The sequence below is a fragment of the Bacteroides neonati genome, assembly GCF_000499785.1.
Classification (GTDB): domain Bacteria; phylum Bacteroidota; class Bacteroidia; order Bacteroidales; family Bacteroidaceae; genus Bacteroides; species Bacteroides neonati.
Genome location: NZ_HG726024.1, coordinates 198,441 through 215,275, shown reverse-complemented (window position 1 = coordinate 215,275; position 16,835 = coordinate 198,441). Strand labels below are relative to the sequence as shown.

General features: G+C 42.5%; 12 protein-coding genes. 11 read left to right on the top strand and 1 reads right to left on the bottom strand.

Going from position 1 to position 16,835, the window contains the following annotated elements:
- Positions 1–1,104, bottom strand: a 1,104-nt coding sequence (locus tag TY03_RS22235; protein WP_195892826.1) for a tetratricopeptide repeat protein, incomplete at its 3' end; no start/stop codon positions are given.
- A 947-nt stretch (positions 1,105–2,051) separates the two neighbouring features.
- On the opposite strand from TY03_RS22235, the gene TY03_RS15965 reads away from it, so the two are divergent.
- From TY03_RS15965 to TY03_RS15910, 11 genes are all read left to right on the top strand, one after another.
- The gene (locus TY03_RS15965; RefSeq protein WP_042371730.1) at positions 2,052–2,633 is read left to right on the top strand and encodes a DUF3575 domain-containing protein; all 582 of its coding nucleotides are present in this window, start codon (positions 2,052–2,054) and stop codon (positions 2,631–2,633) included.
- Positions 2,634–2,650: 17 nt separating this feature from the next.
- Entirely contained in the window at positions 2,651–4,099 is a 1,449-nt protein-coding gene (locus tag TY03_RS15960) for a DUF3868 domain-containing protein (RefSeq protein ID WP_042371729.1), read from the top strand.
- A gap of 59 nt (positions 4,100–4,158) precedes the next feature.
- Complete coding sequence (locus TY03_RS15955) at positions 4,159–5,760, top strand: Mfa1 family fimbria major subunit (RefSeq protein ID WP_042371728.1); 1,602 nt, start codon at positions 4,159–4,161, stop codon at positions 5,758–5,760.
- A gap of 151 nt (positions 5,761–5,911) precedes the next feature.
- Complete coding sequence (locus TY03_RS15950; protein WP_042371727.1) at positions 5,912–6,892, top strand: FimB/Mfa2 family fimbrial subunit; 981 nt, start codon at positions 5,912–5,914, stop codon at positions 6,890–6,892.
- An 8-nt stretch (positions 6,893–6,900) separates the two neighbouring features.
- The gene (locus TY03_RS15945; protein ID WP_042371726.1) at positions 6,901–8,211 is read left to right on the top strand and encodes a fimbrial protein; all 1,311 of its coding nucleotides are present in this window, start codon (positions 6,901–6,903) and stop codon (positions 8,209–8,211) included.
- 54 nt (positions 8,212–8,265) lie between these two features.
- Positions 8,266–9,207: a fimbrial protein gene (locus TY03_RS15940; protein ID WP_042371725.1), complete on the top strand. Its 942-nt coding sequence runs from the start codon at positions 8,266–8,268 to the stop codon at positions 9,205–9,207.
- Positions 9,208–9,216: 9 nt separating this feature from the next.
- Positions 9,217–13,533, top strand: a complete 4,317-nt coding sequence (locus tag TY03_RS21575) for a T9SS type A sorting domain-containing protein (RefSeq protein ID WP_052332518.1) — start codon at positions 9,217–9,219, stop codon at positions 13,531–13,533.
- Between the two features lie 20 nt (positions 13,534–13,553).
- Complete coding sequence (locus tag TY03_RS21570; protein ID WP_052332517.1) at positions 13,554–14,363, top strand: leucine-rich repeat domain-containing protein; 810 nt, start codon at positions 13,554–13,556, stop codon at positions 14,361–14,363.
- 88 nt (positions 14,364–14,451) lie between these two features.
- Complete coding sequence (truA, locus tag TY03_RS15920) at positions 14,452–15,216, top strand: tRNA pseudouridine(38-40) synthase TruA (protein WP_042371723.1); 765 nt, start codon at positions 14,452–14,454, stop codon at positions 15,214–15,216.
- 14 nt (positions 15,217–15,230) lie between these two features.
- Positions 15,231–16,130 (top strand): DMT family transporter, encoded by a 900-nt coding sequence (locus TY03_RS15915; RefSeq protein ID WP_042371721.1) that lies wholly within the window; start codon positions 15,231–15,233, stop codon positions 16,128–16,130.
- 64 nt (positions 16,131–16,194) lie between these two features.
- Positions 16,195–16,833 carry a DUF3256 family protein gene (locus TY03_RS15910; protein WP_042371720.1) on the top strand — a complete coding sequence of 213 codons (639 nt, stop codon included), beginning with the start codon at positions 16,195–16,197 and terminating at the stop codon, positions 16,831–16,833.
- The last annotated feature ends 2 nt before the right edge of the window (positions 16,834–16,835 follow it).

The window sequence follows — 16,835 nt, the reverse complement described above, 5'->3', positions numbered from 1 at the left end:
TATAGTATTATCAATCTCTACTTCCAACTCTTCTACCCTTTTTGTTGTTGTGGTTAGCATCTTCTCTATTCTTTTCAAACGGCTATTGCTTCGCATGTTTCTACTGATCAATAGTGCATCTACGAATAAAGAAACAAACAAAACACCAAGCACAGTGTTTTTAAAAAACGCTCTATCCTCATTGGCCAATTCATCCTTTTCCTTCAGGATACCTTCTAAAATGGAATCAATTAATAATGTGTTGTGTCGTTCAAGTGAATCATTTAATTGGGTGTACTTTTTTAGATACAGCTTGGCTTTATCTAATTCAACATTGTTGTCCAACAAATAGTCACCCAGCTTCTTGTAAAGTTCACACGATACGCTGGTTGCACCTAGAGCAAGACTGTTTTCTAAAGCTTTTTTGTAATACGAGATGGATTTCTCACTGTTTCCTTTTAAAGCCTCTAAGTCGCCACAAATTTGCAACGTATAATATTGATAAGGCGAGTTGTATTTTCTTAGCAGAGATATAGATTTAAGAAGGTATTCTTCGGCTTCATCAAACTTCCCACTGTTTGCATATAGCCTGCCCTTGCTCGCATAGAGTGTGCTGATGTTGAAAAAAGCCTCCTCTTCTTTGAAGTGAATCAATTGGCTTTCTTGTAGATCTTGATATGCTTCTATAGAATCGTTAATGCCTTGCATCGAATAGAGATGCTCTATGTTCTGATAGGCCCAAAGTTGCGAAAGGTTACTCTCTTTAGGATCAGAGATTTTTCTAGATAAATTCAATTGCTTCATGAACTCCTCTTTTGCAAGTGTGTATAGGTGCTGACTTCCGTAAATCTTCCCTTTAAGTCGGTGCACTTCAGTCTCAATCCTTATGTTTTCTGTGTAAAAAGGTTCTATTTGCGCACGCTCTAAATGAATTATAGCTTCCTTGTTAAATCCACACTCTGTTAACACTTTAGCGATATAGATGTAAGAAACCACTTTTCCTTTAGAGTAGTTGGCTTGCACAGATAACTCCTTAGCCTCTTCGGCAAGCCTCAAGGATTCTACAAACTCAAGCTGTCCGAACTTTTGCAATGATGCTTCACTTAAACTATCTACCTTATTCACAGAGCTGTTTTGGGAAGATAGAGGAAAGATGAAAGTCAATTGAATAAGAAAGATCAATGGTAGTGCAACTCTGAATGTCATAATAAGCAGATTAAGGTATTAATAAAAGGTATACCAGATTCAAACTGATAAGTATACCCGTGCTCGCTTAGTGACAAAGATAATAAAAGTAACTTCAACCTGCGTTAGATTCTTTCGTTTTTTTATTTGTTGTCATGTTCCTTTTTTATCTTTATTTTAACATTGTTAATCGCTTTACTCCTTTTACTGCTTCTTTTATGCAAAAATAGGTACTTTTAATAGGAATAATTACGCTAGTTTTACCACCAAGAGTATGCACTTAACACACCTTTAAAATAGCACTTTAGTAAACAAAGAAAAATGAACTTGTATACGCCCGAATATATTGGTGTATCATATTGATATGCAATTGTTTAATTGGTTTTTTGTGCTGTTTTCTTCTTGTGGTTCTCTCTTCTTTTCGCCTTCTTTGGGTTTGGTTATGTGCTCGGCCTTCCAAAGATACTTATGCGTTTGTCAACTTCATCCATTTTAGCCCTATTAGATGAAACTTTACTGCTCTTTGGGCTTAGTTCTGTTGCTTATATAGCCTCTTCTTTCAGATTATCGATGTCTAATTTTCGATTGTTCGCTCTTAAACAGCTCTTTTTAACATTCTGTTACCTGCTTACAATCAGCGATTAAGAAATATGTGATATCTATGTGATATCCTTCGAGAGTGAAATTTCTGCTATTCGTCTAATCTTTTTTTTACCTTTGAATGTTTTATACAATAAAAGAAAACCTGTGTTGTATCAACCGATGCGTTTATTTAAATTCATGAACACACAAAACAACTAAATGGTAATAACAACGCAAAATCGACAGCTGGAGTATTAAAAATAAAAAATAAGATTTAATAATCAAAACACACTTCAAATTATATAATGAGAAAGATTATAACAATTTCATTGATGCTGATGGCAATTTGGGTACCGACGCAAACGGTACACGCACAAAAAGTTGCAGTCAAAACGAATCTAGCCTATTGGGGTGCGGCAGCATCGCCAAACATTGCCCTGGAGTTTGGGCTGAGTAAGAAATTCACGCTAGAAGCAGGCGGCGGATTCAACCTATGGACTTTTGACGACAACAAGAAAGCCAAGCATTGGCTGGTTCAGCCCGAACTGCGCTACTGGTTTTGCGACATTTTCAACGGACACTTCATTGGCCTGCACGCTCATGGAGCTCAGTTTAATGTAGGCAATTGGGACATCCCCATAGGGCGTCTCGATGTGTTGAAAGAGAATCGATACGAAGGATACCTCTATGGTGGTGGCTTGAGTTATGGCTACCAATGGATGCTTGGCAACCGCTGGAACCTGGAGACAAGTATTGGTGGTGGTTATGCGCGCATTCACTACGACAAATACCCTTGTGCAAACTGCGGAACAAAAATAGGCGAAGGAAAAACCAATTACTGGGGCATCACCAAAGCTGCAGTATCTCTTATTTACATCATTAAATAGTTGAGGAAAGAAGTACAATGAAAACAAAATTATACATACTTACCGTTTTACTTTTTTCGGTATCGCAGCTCTTTGCGAACAGCGAGTCTTATCTGAGCCAGATCCACTTTAAAAATGCTTCCATCAAGCGAAGCAAAGAGGCGGTGAAGGTATCTATGGATATCGATGTGAGCGATATGAAGATGGCGTCGAAACATTCGCTTGAGCTAACACCCGTGTTGATATCAAAAGACAAAAAAAGAGTGTTGGAGCTTCCCACCGTGGTCATCAATGGTGCCAATAGAAACAAGGTATATAGACGCGAAATGTCGCTCGACAAAAAAGCAACTCCTTATGGAGACCATGTGTACGAGGTGGTGGCGCGCAGAAACAAGACGCAACAATCGATCAATTACAAACATTCGCTACCTGCAGATGGCTGGATGGACGATGCCGAATTACTGTTGCGCGAATCGGTGACCGGTTGTGCCGAGTGTGGCGTGTTGCAAAACGAACTGGCGCTACTCGAGGTTACGCCTCCTTTTCAACCCAACTATCAGCTGATATACCTCACACCCGAAGCGGAAGTAAAAACCAGAAGTGACCGACACACGGCTACGTTGAACTTTGTGGTGGACAAGTATGCCATGATGCGCGAATACAAAAACAACGCAAGCGAATTGGCTCAAGTAGACAAAGTGATTAGTGAGGTGAAAAAGAATGGCGATCTCAAAATCACGGAGTTTGCTGTGAATGGATACGCATCGCCCGAAGCAAGTGTGCAGCACAATTTAACGCTGTCTAAAAACCGCGCCAACGCCTTTGCCAACTACTTGGCTGTGAATCATGGCATCTCTCGCTCGCTGTTCACCGTAGAGGGTCATGGCGAAGATTGGAACCTGCTCAGAGAGAAAATAGCCCAATCGAATCTTGAAAAGAAGAGCGAACTACTGTCCATCATCGACAGGGTGAAAAACCCCGATGCGCGCGATGCTGAAATTATGAAGCTCGACGGTGGGGTAACCTATAAAGCCCTGTCAGAGCAATATTATCCTGCGTTGCGTAGAACAGAATACATCATTGCCTATGAGGTGCGTCCATTTAATGTAGCCGAAGCCCGTGAGATCATCAAAACCAACCCACGACTGCTCAATTTGAATGAGATGTTCCTAGTGGCACAGTCTTACGATCCGCAAAGCGAACAGTCTAAAGAGGTGTATGATATTGCCGTGCATCTGTATCCCAACGAACCCATTGCCATCATCAACTCCTCGTCGGCAGAGATTGAAGCAGGCAACTATGCCAGAGCCATCAAACGCCTAGAGCGACTGAAAGATGACCCACAAGCATGGAACAACCTGGGTGTAGCATACGCTCGAATGGGCGATGTGGCGCAAGCTACTCGCTACCTGAAGATGGCGGCAGAGCGCAACAACCCACAGAGCATTCACAACAGCAAACAGTTGAAACTGTTTATGGAGGAGTGAACAAAAGCTTAAACAAATTATAAACTAGAATTATTATTTAATCATTAAACAACTACGAAATGAAATTTATTAAAAAATTATTATTTATGGGGGCCATGGTCTGCGGATTGGCGGCCTGTAGCAATGACGAGATTGATGCAGATCAATCAGAAGGTGGGAAAGCGAATACGCATGTAAGTGTATCGTTATCTATGACAGCTCAAGAGGCTGGTGTAAGAGCTTTGTCAGGAGATAACAATCCTATTGGGGAGTGGGAAGGTAAAGACAAGATTAAAACTGTTACTATCTATGTGATTGAAGATGCTAAAGTTACAAAATATCTATTTGATGTTTCTACCGACTATAAGTATCTAGTTAGTCCAGATGGTAAAAATATTGATCTTTTACCCACAGAAGCGGCAGCTATTAAGACAACTGCGGGTGTTAAAACTGTATATGTGGTAGTAAATGAGAATGATAAAATTGCGAACTCGTTAAAACTGGCTAATGCAACTGACTTTAAAGCTTCATATGAAGCTGCATTACTACTTGAAAATTCAGCTGAATCTCAATCTGTTTCTACTTCTGCTTCAAAGATTGCTGAAGTGAAAGATGGTTCTGACGAAATCGTTATGACTAATCTTAAACCATTTGAACTGGCTGTTGTAGAGAATGTTACGGTGATTGGAACTATTGCAGATAAGAAGAATCGCGCCAGTGTTGCGGTTGAAAGATCAGTTGCTCGTGTTATTGTAACTATTGCTAAAGACTTTACCAAGGACCTGAGAGATACAAAAGGCGAAGTAATTGGAACCATTTCTAATCCTGCTTGGGTGTTAGCTCAAGGGGGGAACTCTCTATATGTTCAAAGAAAAGATACATGGGAAACTCCTTACTATAGCTGGGTGCCAACTAAAGATGCAGACTATTGGGCTCCTGGTTTTGCTGGTACTGCTGGTACTACTGCTAAATACGACTACTCTGGTCTATTTGAACATTATGTTGCTGCACCAGGTTTTGGTGGTACCTCCTTAGCTGGTCAAGACAATCCTAACAATGGTACTCTAGATGATGGAAATGCTGGTATTATTGGTAAGGCGAGTTTAGCGGGTAAATTTATTCTTCCAACTACGCACCAACCTAGTGTTGATGTTGCTACATCTAAATACAAAAAAGGTAACACTGCCTATGTGATGGTAAGAGCAAAGTTTGCTCCTAAAGTTTATGCAGATAGTTTTAGTGGTAATGCTGATGGTACTTTTTTCTATGGTGTCTCTAATGGTAAATTCTATACATCTTATTTGAACGCACTTAATCCTGAAAAAAAGGGTGTAGCAGGTCAAAAAGTGGCTAAATATGTTGGCGGTAAAGTCTTGTATTATGCTTGGGTAAATCCTGATAATGTTAATCAAAAGAAATGGCTTAACTCTCCAGTTATTCGCAATAATATCTATCATATCCATATTACAGGATTCGCATCTCTTGGAACTAACTGGAATCCACTGTTCCCAGAAGATCCTGATAAAGAAATTCCGAATAACCCAGACCCAAAACCAAAAAATCCTGGAGAGCCTGTCAACCCAATCGATCCAACTGATCCATTGACTCCGGATGAGACTTGGATGAGTGTCGATGTGAAGATATTACCTTGGAAGGTTCATTCTTACACTATTGATTTGTAACAAAATATCAATTTACTCCCTAGAGGAAGCAATTTCTCTTCCTCTAGGGATCTTTTAAAAGGATAAACGATTAACTGTCTAATCGATTACACGAGCAGACAACAATTAAGATTAGGCGAATAACCGATTAAACCACATAAAATCAGAAGTGATGAATTTAAAAAACAAGATATTGATAACGATAATGTTCGCGTTGGGAACAATTTTATGGAGTTGCGACTCTTTGATCAATGATAAATTGGAAGATTGTCCTCAAGGTGTATATGTGAAATTCTATTCAATGACGCCTTGTGAGAACGATTCTTCATTTATTGGTGAAGCGGCATCGGTTTGGGTTTTCGCATTCGATGAAAACAACAAGCTGGCAGCAGCTGTTTCCGAAGCAAACGTAACGCTTAGCCGCGATTACGAGCTATTGGTGCCGGTGAGCAATGGTAACTATACCTTTGTGGCATGGGCCGGAATAAACGACAACTTTGTTAAACAAAGGTTTGTGATTGGCGAGATGACTAAGAAAGATGTGATGATAACGCTCAATTCCTCGCAAGGAATGGCCGCTGTTCTATCTGCTGCCAATCAATTGTGGCAAGGTGAAAGCCCAATGGTGCACCTGCCCAACCCGGCTGAAGTTGGAACGCTTTACAAGCATACGGCTATAAATATGAAAGAGCTTACCAACAGAATAAATGTACTTATTGAGTTTGATAAACTGACAATGAAAGAGTACACACCCGAGAATTTAAAGGTAGAGATTTCATCGGCAAACGGTACGCTCAACGTAGATGGCTCTATGCCTTACAATACCCCTGTGCTAACATACCCCTCGCTAAAGACTGAATTTACAGACCATAGTGGATCGTGGAGCTTCTCCATGCTCGATTTGGTGACGGGACATCATAACAACCTAAAGGTGACCTACCAAACAAAGGACAAAGTAGAGACTGTGTTTGATGGTGACTTGATTGCTGCCTTGCTACTTAAAGCTGTTGCAGGCGGAGTCAATATGAATTGTGAGAATGACTTTACCATCAAGTTTGTGATCAAAGACTACTGCGTGGAGTGTTGGACACACTTTAGCTGCATGATATACGTGAATAACTGGATGGTGCATAGTTATGACACGGATTTATAAAGAACAATATGAATAAAATCAATTGGATATATACAACCCTTATCGCAACACTGCTTTTATTGGCATCATGCGGCAAGCTGACTGACGAACAAACGGATGAGGAAGACTCAAAACCTGCTGTCTATCTATCGGTGACGCGTGCTGCGCATAGCAATGGAACGGAGTCGATCAACGAAGATAAGATTGACTTTGAAGACAGGGTACACGATATGATGATGCTGGTCTTTGACTCGAACACGGGTGCATTGATCGGCTCATACATCGATAATAACATTCCGATATCGGAAACCAATAAAACATTTGTGGTGAAGCTGACACCCGGACAGAGAGATTTCTATTTCGTGGCCAATATGCCTTTAGGAGGTTTAACGGGTATTAAAACCCGAACGGAAATGGATACCTACTTGAAGCTGTTCAGAGATTTGGACACAGCCCTATATCTTAAAGCAACTGAAACAAAAGGTTTCCCCATGTCGAGGGTCTATACCAACCAAACGATAACGGAGGGTGGACGCATTGATAATCCAACTCCTTTTAAACCAGATAATGAAGAAAGAGTATTGCTTCGTCGTGCAGTGGCACAACTACAAGTAGACCTAGAGGGTTCAGCCGTAACGTTTGGCGTGAAGAGTATCTACTACAAGAATGCTTATCGTCAATTTAGCTTACATTCGCCAAACAATATTTCCTCTACTCCTACTTTTTATGCAGAAGCCAATGGCAACCCCATGAAGAAAGTGGGCAACAGCTATTTCTACTACATGCCCGAGGCATTGATGAATACCCCTGCTTGGGGGGCAGGCGATCACAAGCCCATCAACTACTTTGTGATTGAAACAACGAATGGAACCACCTACGAAGTTCCAATCATTACGCACGAAGGAGCGATAGCAGGTGGCAACTACTTGAAGTTTGCGCGTGGCGAAGAGACTACTAAGCCCGATTGGCAAATCTTCCGCAACCGTCGCTATGTATATACAGTGAAGAACTTACAAAACATAGAGATTGATTACACCATAGACCCTTGGACAGTGGTGCGCAATTCGCTCTACATGGGGTATGGATATAATGTGGAAGTGGGCGAGGATGGGAAAGTTGTTATCAGAAACACCATTGATGCTTGTGCTCCTCACAAGGTAGTGTTGAAAACCGTTGGAGCGTTTAAGTTCGCCGATGGTACAGCAGAAAAGAGCTTTGAAATATTAACTCCAGATGCTTCATCTGATACATATACATTAAACCCCGTGCCAACAGTAGGCAGTGGAGATTATTTGCAGGTATGGTTTAACGGCGAGTTAGTTAAAACATTCAAGAAATAAGAGAACGATTAACCGATTAAACGAATCATCGATTAGACGCTTAAAGACAACAATATGAGAAAAATAAGCTATATCTCGCTTGCGCTAACGTTGAGCTTGCTTTTTGCAGCATGTTCAAAGGAAGAGGAGGTGGTCATTCCGGATCAACAGGTGGAGATCTCCTTTCGAATAGACAACTATTTGAGCAACATAACGACTGCACGCGCCACAACAGACGTGGGCACTACCGACGAGCAACGGATAGACAACCTATACCTCTTCTTGTTTGATAGCAATGGTGCCAATGCGGTGAAGTATACTATTGATGCTGCTGCATTCACCGGCGGCACATGGGAGTCGGCTAACAAAAAAGTGAAACTAAGCATGACACAAGCCGAAGCGGGTACGCGACAAGTGTATGTGGTGGCTAACGTTTCAAACACATTGAAGGCAACGCTTGGTGGAATAACCACGCTTGCAGGACTGCAAGGAGCTATGGAGACGACTGCCACGCCTTGGTCTGCCACATTGAAAACCCCCATATTGATGTCGGGCAGTGCAACGCACAATTTTATTACTTCGGCAGTGTTGAACGCAGTGCCATTGAAGCGTGCACTGGCCAAATTAGAAATAAACATGAAGCTTACTGCTGCTCACCAATCTGTTCCTACAGTTACAGGTGTAGCTCAATATAGATACAAGCTCACGAACTTTGATAAAAATACGTATGTGTTGAAACCAGCTACTAAAACCAACGATTTGGTTAGCAGTGCCAATTGGGTGAATTGGAATGATGCTGTATCATCCTATACATTAGAAAGTGGAAAAGCAACTTCTCTGAAAGTAGTTACTTACTTAAACGAAAGAGACCATGCAGGAACGACCATAGAGATAGAACTGCCTTACAATGGTAGCGGCCCTCTGCCTCCACCGGAGTTTGGCCCCGAAGTGTACAAGTTACACCTACCTGCTAAGATAGAACGCAACCATTGGTATCAATATGATGTTGAAAAATAGATATACATTATGAACAATACAAAGAAAAGAAATAAGATATACACTCGTTTAGTAACGGCTTTGTTGCTGGTTGCAGGGTTGTTGATGGTAACGAATGTGTGGGCGGATGGGTCGAAAGATTTGTATCCTTCGGGGGTGAAGGGTTATCGTTCATACTTATTATCAAATAGCAACCCTGTTTCGAGATCATTGCCTTACGCCAGTCGTGGCACACACTACGTATATGCAAAGGTTGGTGAGAAGATAGCCATTGCATCGAGCGAGTGGGGAACGAATACTGCGCTTAAACTTTATGATCCGACTAATGCTGATGTTACACCCGCACGAGGAACCGTGGGGCGTATTGAAAACAGAAGTCAGGAATTAGCCGGACCTAAACTATCTGCAAGCGACAATACTTCGAACAGGTACACGCCAGTTTATTATACCGTGCAAAAAGAAGGGATTCACAAGGTGGAATTCTTGCCACGCACTAACGTTACTTCAACTTTCTCAAATGCGTCTAGAGACGGTAGTGCTGATGGGGCTTGGAGCAGTTGGAATATAGAAGGTACCGAAAGTAGCTACATCGCAGCTTGGGATGTTACGGTTATCAATAATGCTGGAACAAGCTTTATTCCAGGACGTGTATATGCCAATATGTTGAATATGGGTATATTAGCTGCTACTTCTACTGCTGGAGGGTTTTACGGTAAGATGTATGTTTTAACGAAGGATGGCTATACATACAAGGTAGATAACAATGGCAACAACGGCATCGTATTTTCGTTTTTTGTAAACAACAATGGATTTGTGAAAGGTAAACAAAACAATGGTACAGTTGATTATACGCCACTCTATAAAAGTTTAACTACGATTGATAATGCCGTAACGAATAAACAGGTGTGGGATCCTACCGGACAAGATAATGCGCAGAATATCACTCATAAAATGTTTTACACACTACCGAGTGAAGATTTGCCAAAAAATAAATTAGTCAATGGAGCTGTTCCAGGAGGGACAACATGGCTGAAAAATGACGTCATTGAACCCCAGGTTTTGAATGTCAAAATTCAAGGAGCAGACGATACCGAAGGACAAGTTAGTACCAAAGGGGGCTATATTAAATTCAATACCGAGTCGCAAGGGGCTTATACAATTACAATAGAAAGTAAGGGCTCGCCCGCTTTCGCAACCAGACATTTGTATGGCACTGCAGTAGCTGGAGCAAATAGTGCATATTGGAATGGGAGAGATGGTAATAATGCACCTATACCTGCCGGAACAGCATCCGTAAGAATTAGAGTGCAACTTCAAGGTGCTGAAGTTCATTTTCCTTATTTTGATATGGAAAATAACATTGATGGTATCAAGTTGGAATTGTTAAATCATGCGCTTTTGCCAGGACAACAGGTTACTGCTTCAGATATCGTCTACTGGAATGATGTGGATATACCCGATGCTTCAAATGGTGTTAAATCTAATCCGCAAAACAATAGCCATCTTCCTGCATCTTTAGGTGGAGTAGGTAGCCTAGGACTAAGTAGTGCAGGATTGAACGGACAAACCGCCAATGGGCATAAATGGGGAGGTGGAGGTTTTATTGGAACTTTTGGAGATACCGAATCCATGGACACTTGGACATTTATCAAGGGAGAGGAAAAGACCATTGACACCGAAGTAAATATAAAATCGGCTGATCTTAAAATAACTGAATTAATAGCGGACAAGGGAAGTATACAGATTGGTGATGATATAACCTATACGGTAAAAGCAAAAAATGGTGAACCCAATGATGGAGGTTGTCCTATTGATGGTGCACCTTTCTCTTTTATTCTTCCTCCGGGATTTGTGCCAGCTGAAGGCTTTACACCCGTATTCGCAGGAAACAATTGCGGAACACAATCAGTGGCTTTGACGTATAATGCAACTACTCGTACCTATTCGTCCGCGCTTAATTTACCTAATGGATGCGAAATAACTTATACTTTCAAAGCAAAGGTAACTGATCAGTCGGATCCGGATAATACGAAAGCCACAGCCACCATTATGCGTCCAAAGGACGTAACAGACCCTGATGCAACCAATACGAGTGATCCAGAGAAGCCAAAAGCACCAACAGGTGTTATTGATATAGTTAACTACTACTACCCACCAACAGACCCATTCTTTGAGGTCAAGTATAATGGAAAGGAAGGGGTTTCAAATAATATCAAAGACCGCCCTGTCATATTAGAAAGGCGGAGTGATTTAGCCATAGTCAAAACAGCTAATCCAGAAAAAGAAGTTAAGATTGGAGAAACGGTAACCTTTACGCTTACTGTAAAAAACAATGGTCCGCATGCTGCAATTGGCGTGGTTGTTACTGATACTGTTCCTGCCGGATATACCCTTGGAGTTATAAATAATAGCGGTGTTGCGGCAGGCAACGTGATCACTTGGACCATAGGAAATCTTGCCAATGGGGGATCTGTTGTGCTAACCTTTAAAGCCACAGTTAAAAACCTCGGGCCCTATTTGAATACTGCTTGGGTGAAGGGCGATGTAGTAGATCCTGACCTGACAAACAACAAGTCTTCAATAAACCCCGTGTTGAGTACAAACTACTGGATAGGTGGTGTAGTGGGCAAAGAGAATGATTGGGCAGAGAAAGAGAACTGGACAGCAAGCAGAGTTCCCGATAATAAAGAAGATATTGAATTCGCTACGGAAGCGAATAACCCAACTGTGGGAGGCAAACTCTCTTCCGGTCCGGCCAAAAAAGATTTGCATTTGGATACAGATCGTAACATTGGCGACCTGATTAATAAATCTGACAAAAACTTAATAGTTACGTTAGAGAATGAACTCGTTATTCATGGAAAGGTGCACACTGATAATACAGGTGGCATTGTGGTGCAAGCCGACCCAGCAGATACAAAAGCCGCTGGTACGCTAATCTTTGATAAACCAGGAGATAACAGCAACGTTGACGCTACCGTTCAATTCTACAGCAAAGCCTACGAATGTAAAGATTGTGGATTCTATCGAAACTCATGGCAATATTTTGGTGCTCCTGTGAAAAGTGCAGAATTCCCTTATACTGATGTAGCGGGTACTGAGAAAGTCAACAAATGGACTGAACCATATAACGGAAATAAATGGCAACCAGTATCGAGCGCATTAGATGCGTTTAAAGGTTACCAAATAACCAACAGCTCAACAACACAGCCAACGGGAGTATACAACTTCACTGGAAAACTGTTTGTGGGCAATGCTACTGTTGCACTTACTAAAACAAATGCAGTGAACTACGCTGGTGCAAACTTAGTGGGTAACTCTTACACAGCGGCAATTCCAATTAATGCCACTGTAATGATGTTCCCAACAGGATTTGATCAAACGGTATATCTATTTAATACTGGCACGCGCGATGAGTGGAGAAAGTTGAATGGTAACACCGTAGGTGGATACAGAAGTGGACAATATTTGTCGGTTCCAGTCCATCTTGGTGGGCAAAATAACTTTCCCGATAGAATTCCTTCTACGCATGCGTTTATGATTTTGGCTACAGAGGGTAGCGCAAGTAGTTTAAGTGGCAACTTAGAGATTAAATACAGTGAGCTGACAAAGAACACGAAAGTGAAGTTGGGAGATGGGTCAACAGATATAGTGACTCGCTCCGTATCAAAAGGACCTGAAGCAACGACGACTGAATCTATCGCTTCGCTAATCGTAGATGTGATTGGCGATGAGTGTGCCGACCGTCTTTGGATATTTAGCAACCAGAGTAGCACCCATGGCTTTGACAATGGATGGGATGGACGCAAAATGTTGGAAGAGAACATTGCACAACTCTTTGTGGCGGCTTCGGACAGCAGTAAACTGCAAGTGGCAACCGTTCCGGCGATCAACAAGGTGGTGCTGGGCTTCATTCCCGAAATGGATGGGAAATACACACTCGACTTCGCTCCGTCTGCTCATCTAAAAGGCATGGACATCTACCTGCATGATACAAAGACCGGAACAACGCACCGAGTGAGCAAAGAACAGTCCTACTCGTTTGATGCAAAGCGGGGTGATGCGGTGAATCGCTTTAGTGTATCGTATGCTGCAAATAACAGTGTACTGTCTGAAGACGAAGTGTTGATTGATGTGAATGCCACGAACGAGGGTGAGATAAGCATTGTGAATGGGAGCAGCAATACGTGTACTGCGCTTGTCTCTGATGGTAGTGGTAAGCTATTGCAACGCATCGAAGTGAAAGGCAAGAGCGAATCGGTGATAAAAGATATAGCAAAAGGCGTTTATATGATTCGTTTGCAAAATGCAGGCTTGAATGATGTAAGAAGAGTTGTGGTGAAATAAAAACAGAAAGGAAAGAAAGCATGAGAATTACAAATCTATTAATAGCTGTAGTGGCACTGGCAGCGGTTGTGGTGAGTTGCTCGAAAGATGATTTTGAGGTTCGTGATGGGAACAAACGGCCCACAGACTTGACAAGTGTGGCATCGCTGGTAACCGGGCGAACAGATGGCGTTATCAGTTTGTCGATAGACGCACCTGAACTTAGTCGTGCTGCGGTGTGGATAGACCTTGATGGTGATGGCATACGTGCAGCGGATGAAAGTGAGAATGTGACCGGATTCAATCAATATGTCGATTATAACCTTGCATCGAATGTGACAACCGTTTCTGTTCATGGAGACATCACCTACTTGGGATGTGCTTCAAATGAGTTGACAGCGGTGGATGTGTCGAAAAGCCCTTACTTAATAACGCTCAACGCACCGATAAACAAACTGACCTCGCTAGATGTTTCCAAAAACAGGATGTTAAAGCGCTTGGACTGTTCCGCCAACCGTATAGCGACCTTGAATGTGTCGCAAAACAGTGAGTTGATAACGCTATGGAGTTTTAATAATGAGTTGACTGCGCTAGATGTATCAAGTAATCGGAATTTATCTTTTTTAGATTGTTCCGGAAACAGGTTAACCGCACTGGATGTGTCTAACAACAACGAATTGATGAGACTGTTATGCTATAACAATAAACTCTCTTCATTAGATGTTACACAAAACAGCAAATTAAGCCGTCTTTGGACCTATGGCAATAGCTTTACTCAAAACGAAACAGAGCGTTTGTTGGGAGTGCTGAAAGAGAAGACGGAGGGAGACTTTTGGGTTTCGAACGATTAAGGTTACAACGATATTCCCACCTTTTGGAAGCATTAAAAGGATTAATTTACTACCTTTGCCCCTTGAAATGAACTAAAAAAGGAGCAACGTGCATCGATATTTTATTTACTTAGCCTACGACGGAACAAACTATCACGGATGGCAAATACAGCCCAACAGCATCAGCATACAAGAGTGCTTGATGAAAGCTTTGGCAACCTTTCTGCGCCGCGAAGTAACGGTGATTGGGGCGGGACGAACGGATGCCGGAGTACACGCTTCGCTCATGGTGGCACACTTTGATCACGAAGAGGAGTTGGATACAGCAACCGTTACCGAGAAGTTGAACCGTCTGCTTCCTCCCGATATTTCGGTATATCGTGTGCGCCAAGTCTATTCAGACGTAAATGCTCGCTTTGCCGCTACCGCCCGTACGTACAAGTACTACGTCACTTCGACCAAGCAAGCCTTCAATCGACAATACCGATGGCGCATGTATGGCAAGCTCGATTATGAATTGATGAATGAAGCCGCACAGACATTGTTCGAATATACCGATTTTACCAGCTTCAGTAAACTGCACACTGATGCAAAGACCAACATCTGTCACATCAGTCATGCGGCATGGACACAGGTAGATGAGGAAACCTGGGTGTTCACCATTCGTGCCGATCGTTTTCTTCGCAACATGGTGCGCGCCATTGTGGGCACCTTGGTCGAGGTAGGACGTGGCAAACTCACCGTTGAAGGTTTCCGACGGGTAATCGAACAACAAGATCGGGGCAAGGCAGGTACGTCGGCCCCTGCCAACGGGCTTTTTCTTATCCATGTGGAATATCCCGAAGAGATTTTTGTTCCTCCTCATTCTTACTAAATTATACGTAAACTATGTGGTTACTCCTTGCGTTTCTCTCGGCTGCGTTGCTGGGATTCTATGATGTGTTTAAAAAGAAATCGCTAAAAGACAACGCTGTGCTTCCGGTGCTCTTTCTCAATACACTTTTCTCGAGTTTAATCTTTCTTCCCTTTATTTTAGGTTCAGCCTATATGCCCGAGGTGCTGGGCGGAACGATATTTGATGTTCCCGTTGTGGGCTGGGAAGTGCATCTGTTTATCCTACTTAAATCGTGCATTGTACTCGCTTCGTGGATTTTTGGATACTTTGGCATGAAGCATCTGCCACTAACGATTGTAGGCCCTATCAATGCCACACGCCCCATCATGGTGCTGGTGGGAGCTATGTTGCTGTTTGGCGAACGGCTCAACCTGTATCAGTGGATTGGAGTGTCATTGGGTATTTTTTCCTTCTTTATGCTTAGTCGCTCGGGCAAGAAGGAGGGGATTGACTTCAAACGTAACAAATGGATTTTCTTTATCATACTGGCAGCGATCACCGGATCGATTAGCGGGCTGTATGATAAGTTTCTGATGAAGCAGATCCCTCCGATGGTGGTGCAGGCATGGTACAACGTGTATCAGCTCTTTCTGATGGGCTCCATCGTGCTGTTGCTGTGGTGGCCGCAACGAAGAACAAGCACTCCTTTTCGATGGGATTGGGCCATTGTTTTGATCTCCATCTTTCTCTCAGCTGCCGATTTTGTTTACTTCTACGCGTTGAGTGATCAAGACTCGATGATCTCCATCGTCTCAATGGTGCGCCGCAGCAGTGTGCTGGTGTCGTTCATCTTTGGCGCCATCCTGTTCCGTGAAAAGAATTTAAAAAGTAAGGCTATCGATCTCATCTTAGTATTAATCGGAATGTTCTTCTTATATTTGGGAACAAAATAAGATACTACCCACGTAAAGAAACCAACGTTCGGATATATTCGTATCATCTATATGATTGTTGACCATGAAAAAAATAATCTCTGTTCTCTTAGCCTTAGGCTTATCTCTTTCAGCGAACGCGCAAGAAGCGAAAAGCGTGTTTGTACAGATGCCCGATTCGCTTAGTCCGCTGCTGACGCCCGTGAATAGAGCCGATTGCATTGACTTTCTCGAAAGCAAGATGAAAGCGCAAGTAGAGAATCGCTTCGGCCGAACGAGTGAGATGACCGCATTAAGCAAAGACTACATCCATATGCAGCTCTCGCCGCAAACGACTTGGCAGATGAAGCTGTTGGCTATCAATGATTCTACCAAGGTGATTTGTGTGGTTTCTACTGCTTGTGCTCCGGTTTGCGACAGCGCTGTTCAATTCTATACGACCGATTGGAAAGCGCTCTCTACACGCGATTACCTAACTCTGCCCGTGATGGATGATTTCTTTACCGCTCCCGATTCGACAGCTGCTGAAACGTTCAATCGCACCCGCTTATCGGCCGATATGCTGCTGATGAAAGGTGATTTGTCTAAGAGCGATGCCACGCTTACCTTTACGTTCACCACCCCCGACTATATGGAAAAAGAGACGGCAGATAAACTCAAACCGTTTATCCGCCGTCCCTTAAGCTATGTATGGCAGGGAAATCGTTATTCGCCTGCGTATTGAGT

What these genes read in the sequence shown, in the direction of transcription:
- TY03_RS15965 (WP_042371730.1), top strand. Translation starts at nt 2,052, where the DNA reads ATGAGAAAGATTATAACAATTTCATTGATGCTGATGGCAATTTGGGTA.
- TY03_RS15960 (WP_042371729.1), top strand. Translation starts at nt 2,651, where the DNA reads ATGAAAACAAAATTATACATACTTACCGTTTTACTTTTTTCGGTATCG.
- TY03_RS15955 (WP_042371728.1), top strand. Translation starts at nt 4,159, where the DNA reads ATGAAATTTATTAAAAAATTATTATTTATGGGGGCCATGGTCTGCGGA.
- TY03_RS15950 (WP_042371727.1), top strand. Translation starts at nt 5,912, where the DNA reads ATGAATTTAAAAAACAAGATATTGATAACGATAATGTTCGCGTTGGGA.
- TY03_RS15945 (WP_042371726.1), top strand. Translation starts at nt 6,901, where the DNA reads ATGAATAAAATCAATTGGATATATACAACCCTTATCGCAACACTGCTT.
- TY03_RS15940 (WP_042371725.1), top strand. Translation starts at nt 8,266, where the DNA reads ATGAGAAAAATAAGCTATATCTCGCTTGCGCTAACGTTGAGCTTGCTT.
- TY03_RS21575 (WP_052332518.1), top strand. Translation starts at nt 9,217, where the DNA reads ATGAACAATACAAAGAAAAGAAATAAGATATACACTCGTTTAGTAACG.
- TY03_RS21570 (WP_052332517.1), top strand. Translation starts at nt 13,554, where the DNA reads ATGAGAATTACAAATCTATTAATAGCTGTAGTGGCACTGGCAGCGGTT.
- TY03_RS15915 (WP_042371721.1), top strand. Translation starts at nt 15,231, where the DNA reads ATGTGGTTACTCCTTGCGTTTCTCTCGGCTGCGTTGCTGGGATTCTAT.
- TY03_RS15910 (WP_042371720.1), top strand. Translation starts at nt 16,195, where the DNA reads ATGAAAAAAATAATCTCTGTTCTCTTAGCCTTAGGCTTATCTCTTTCA.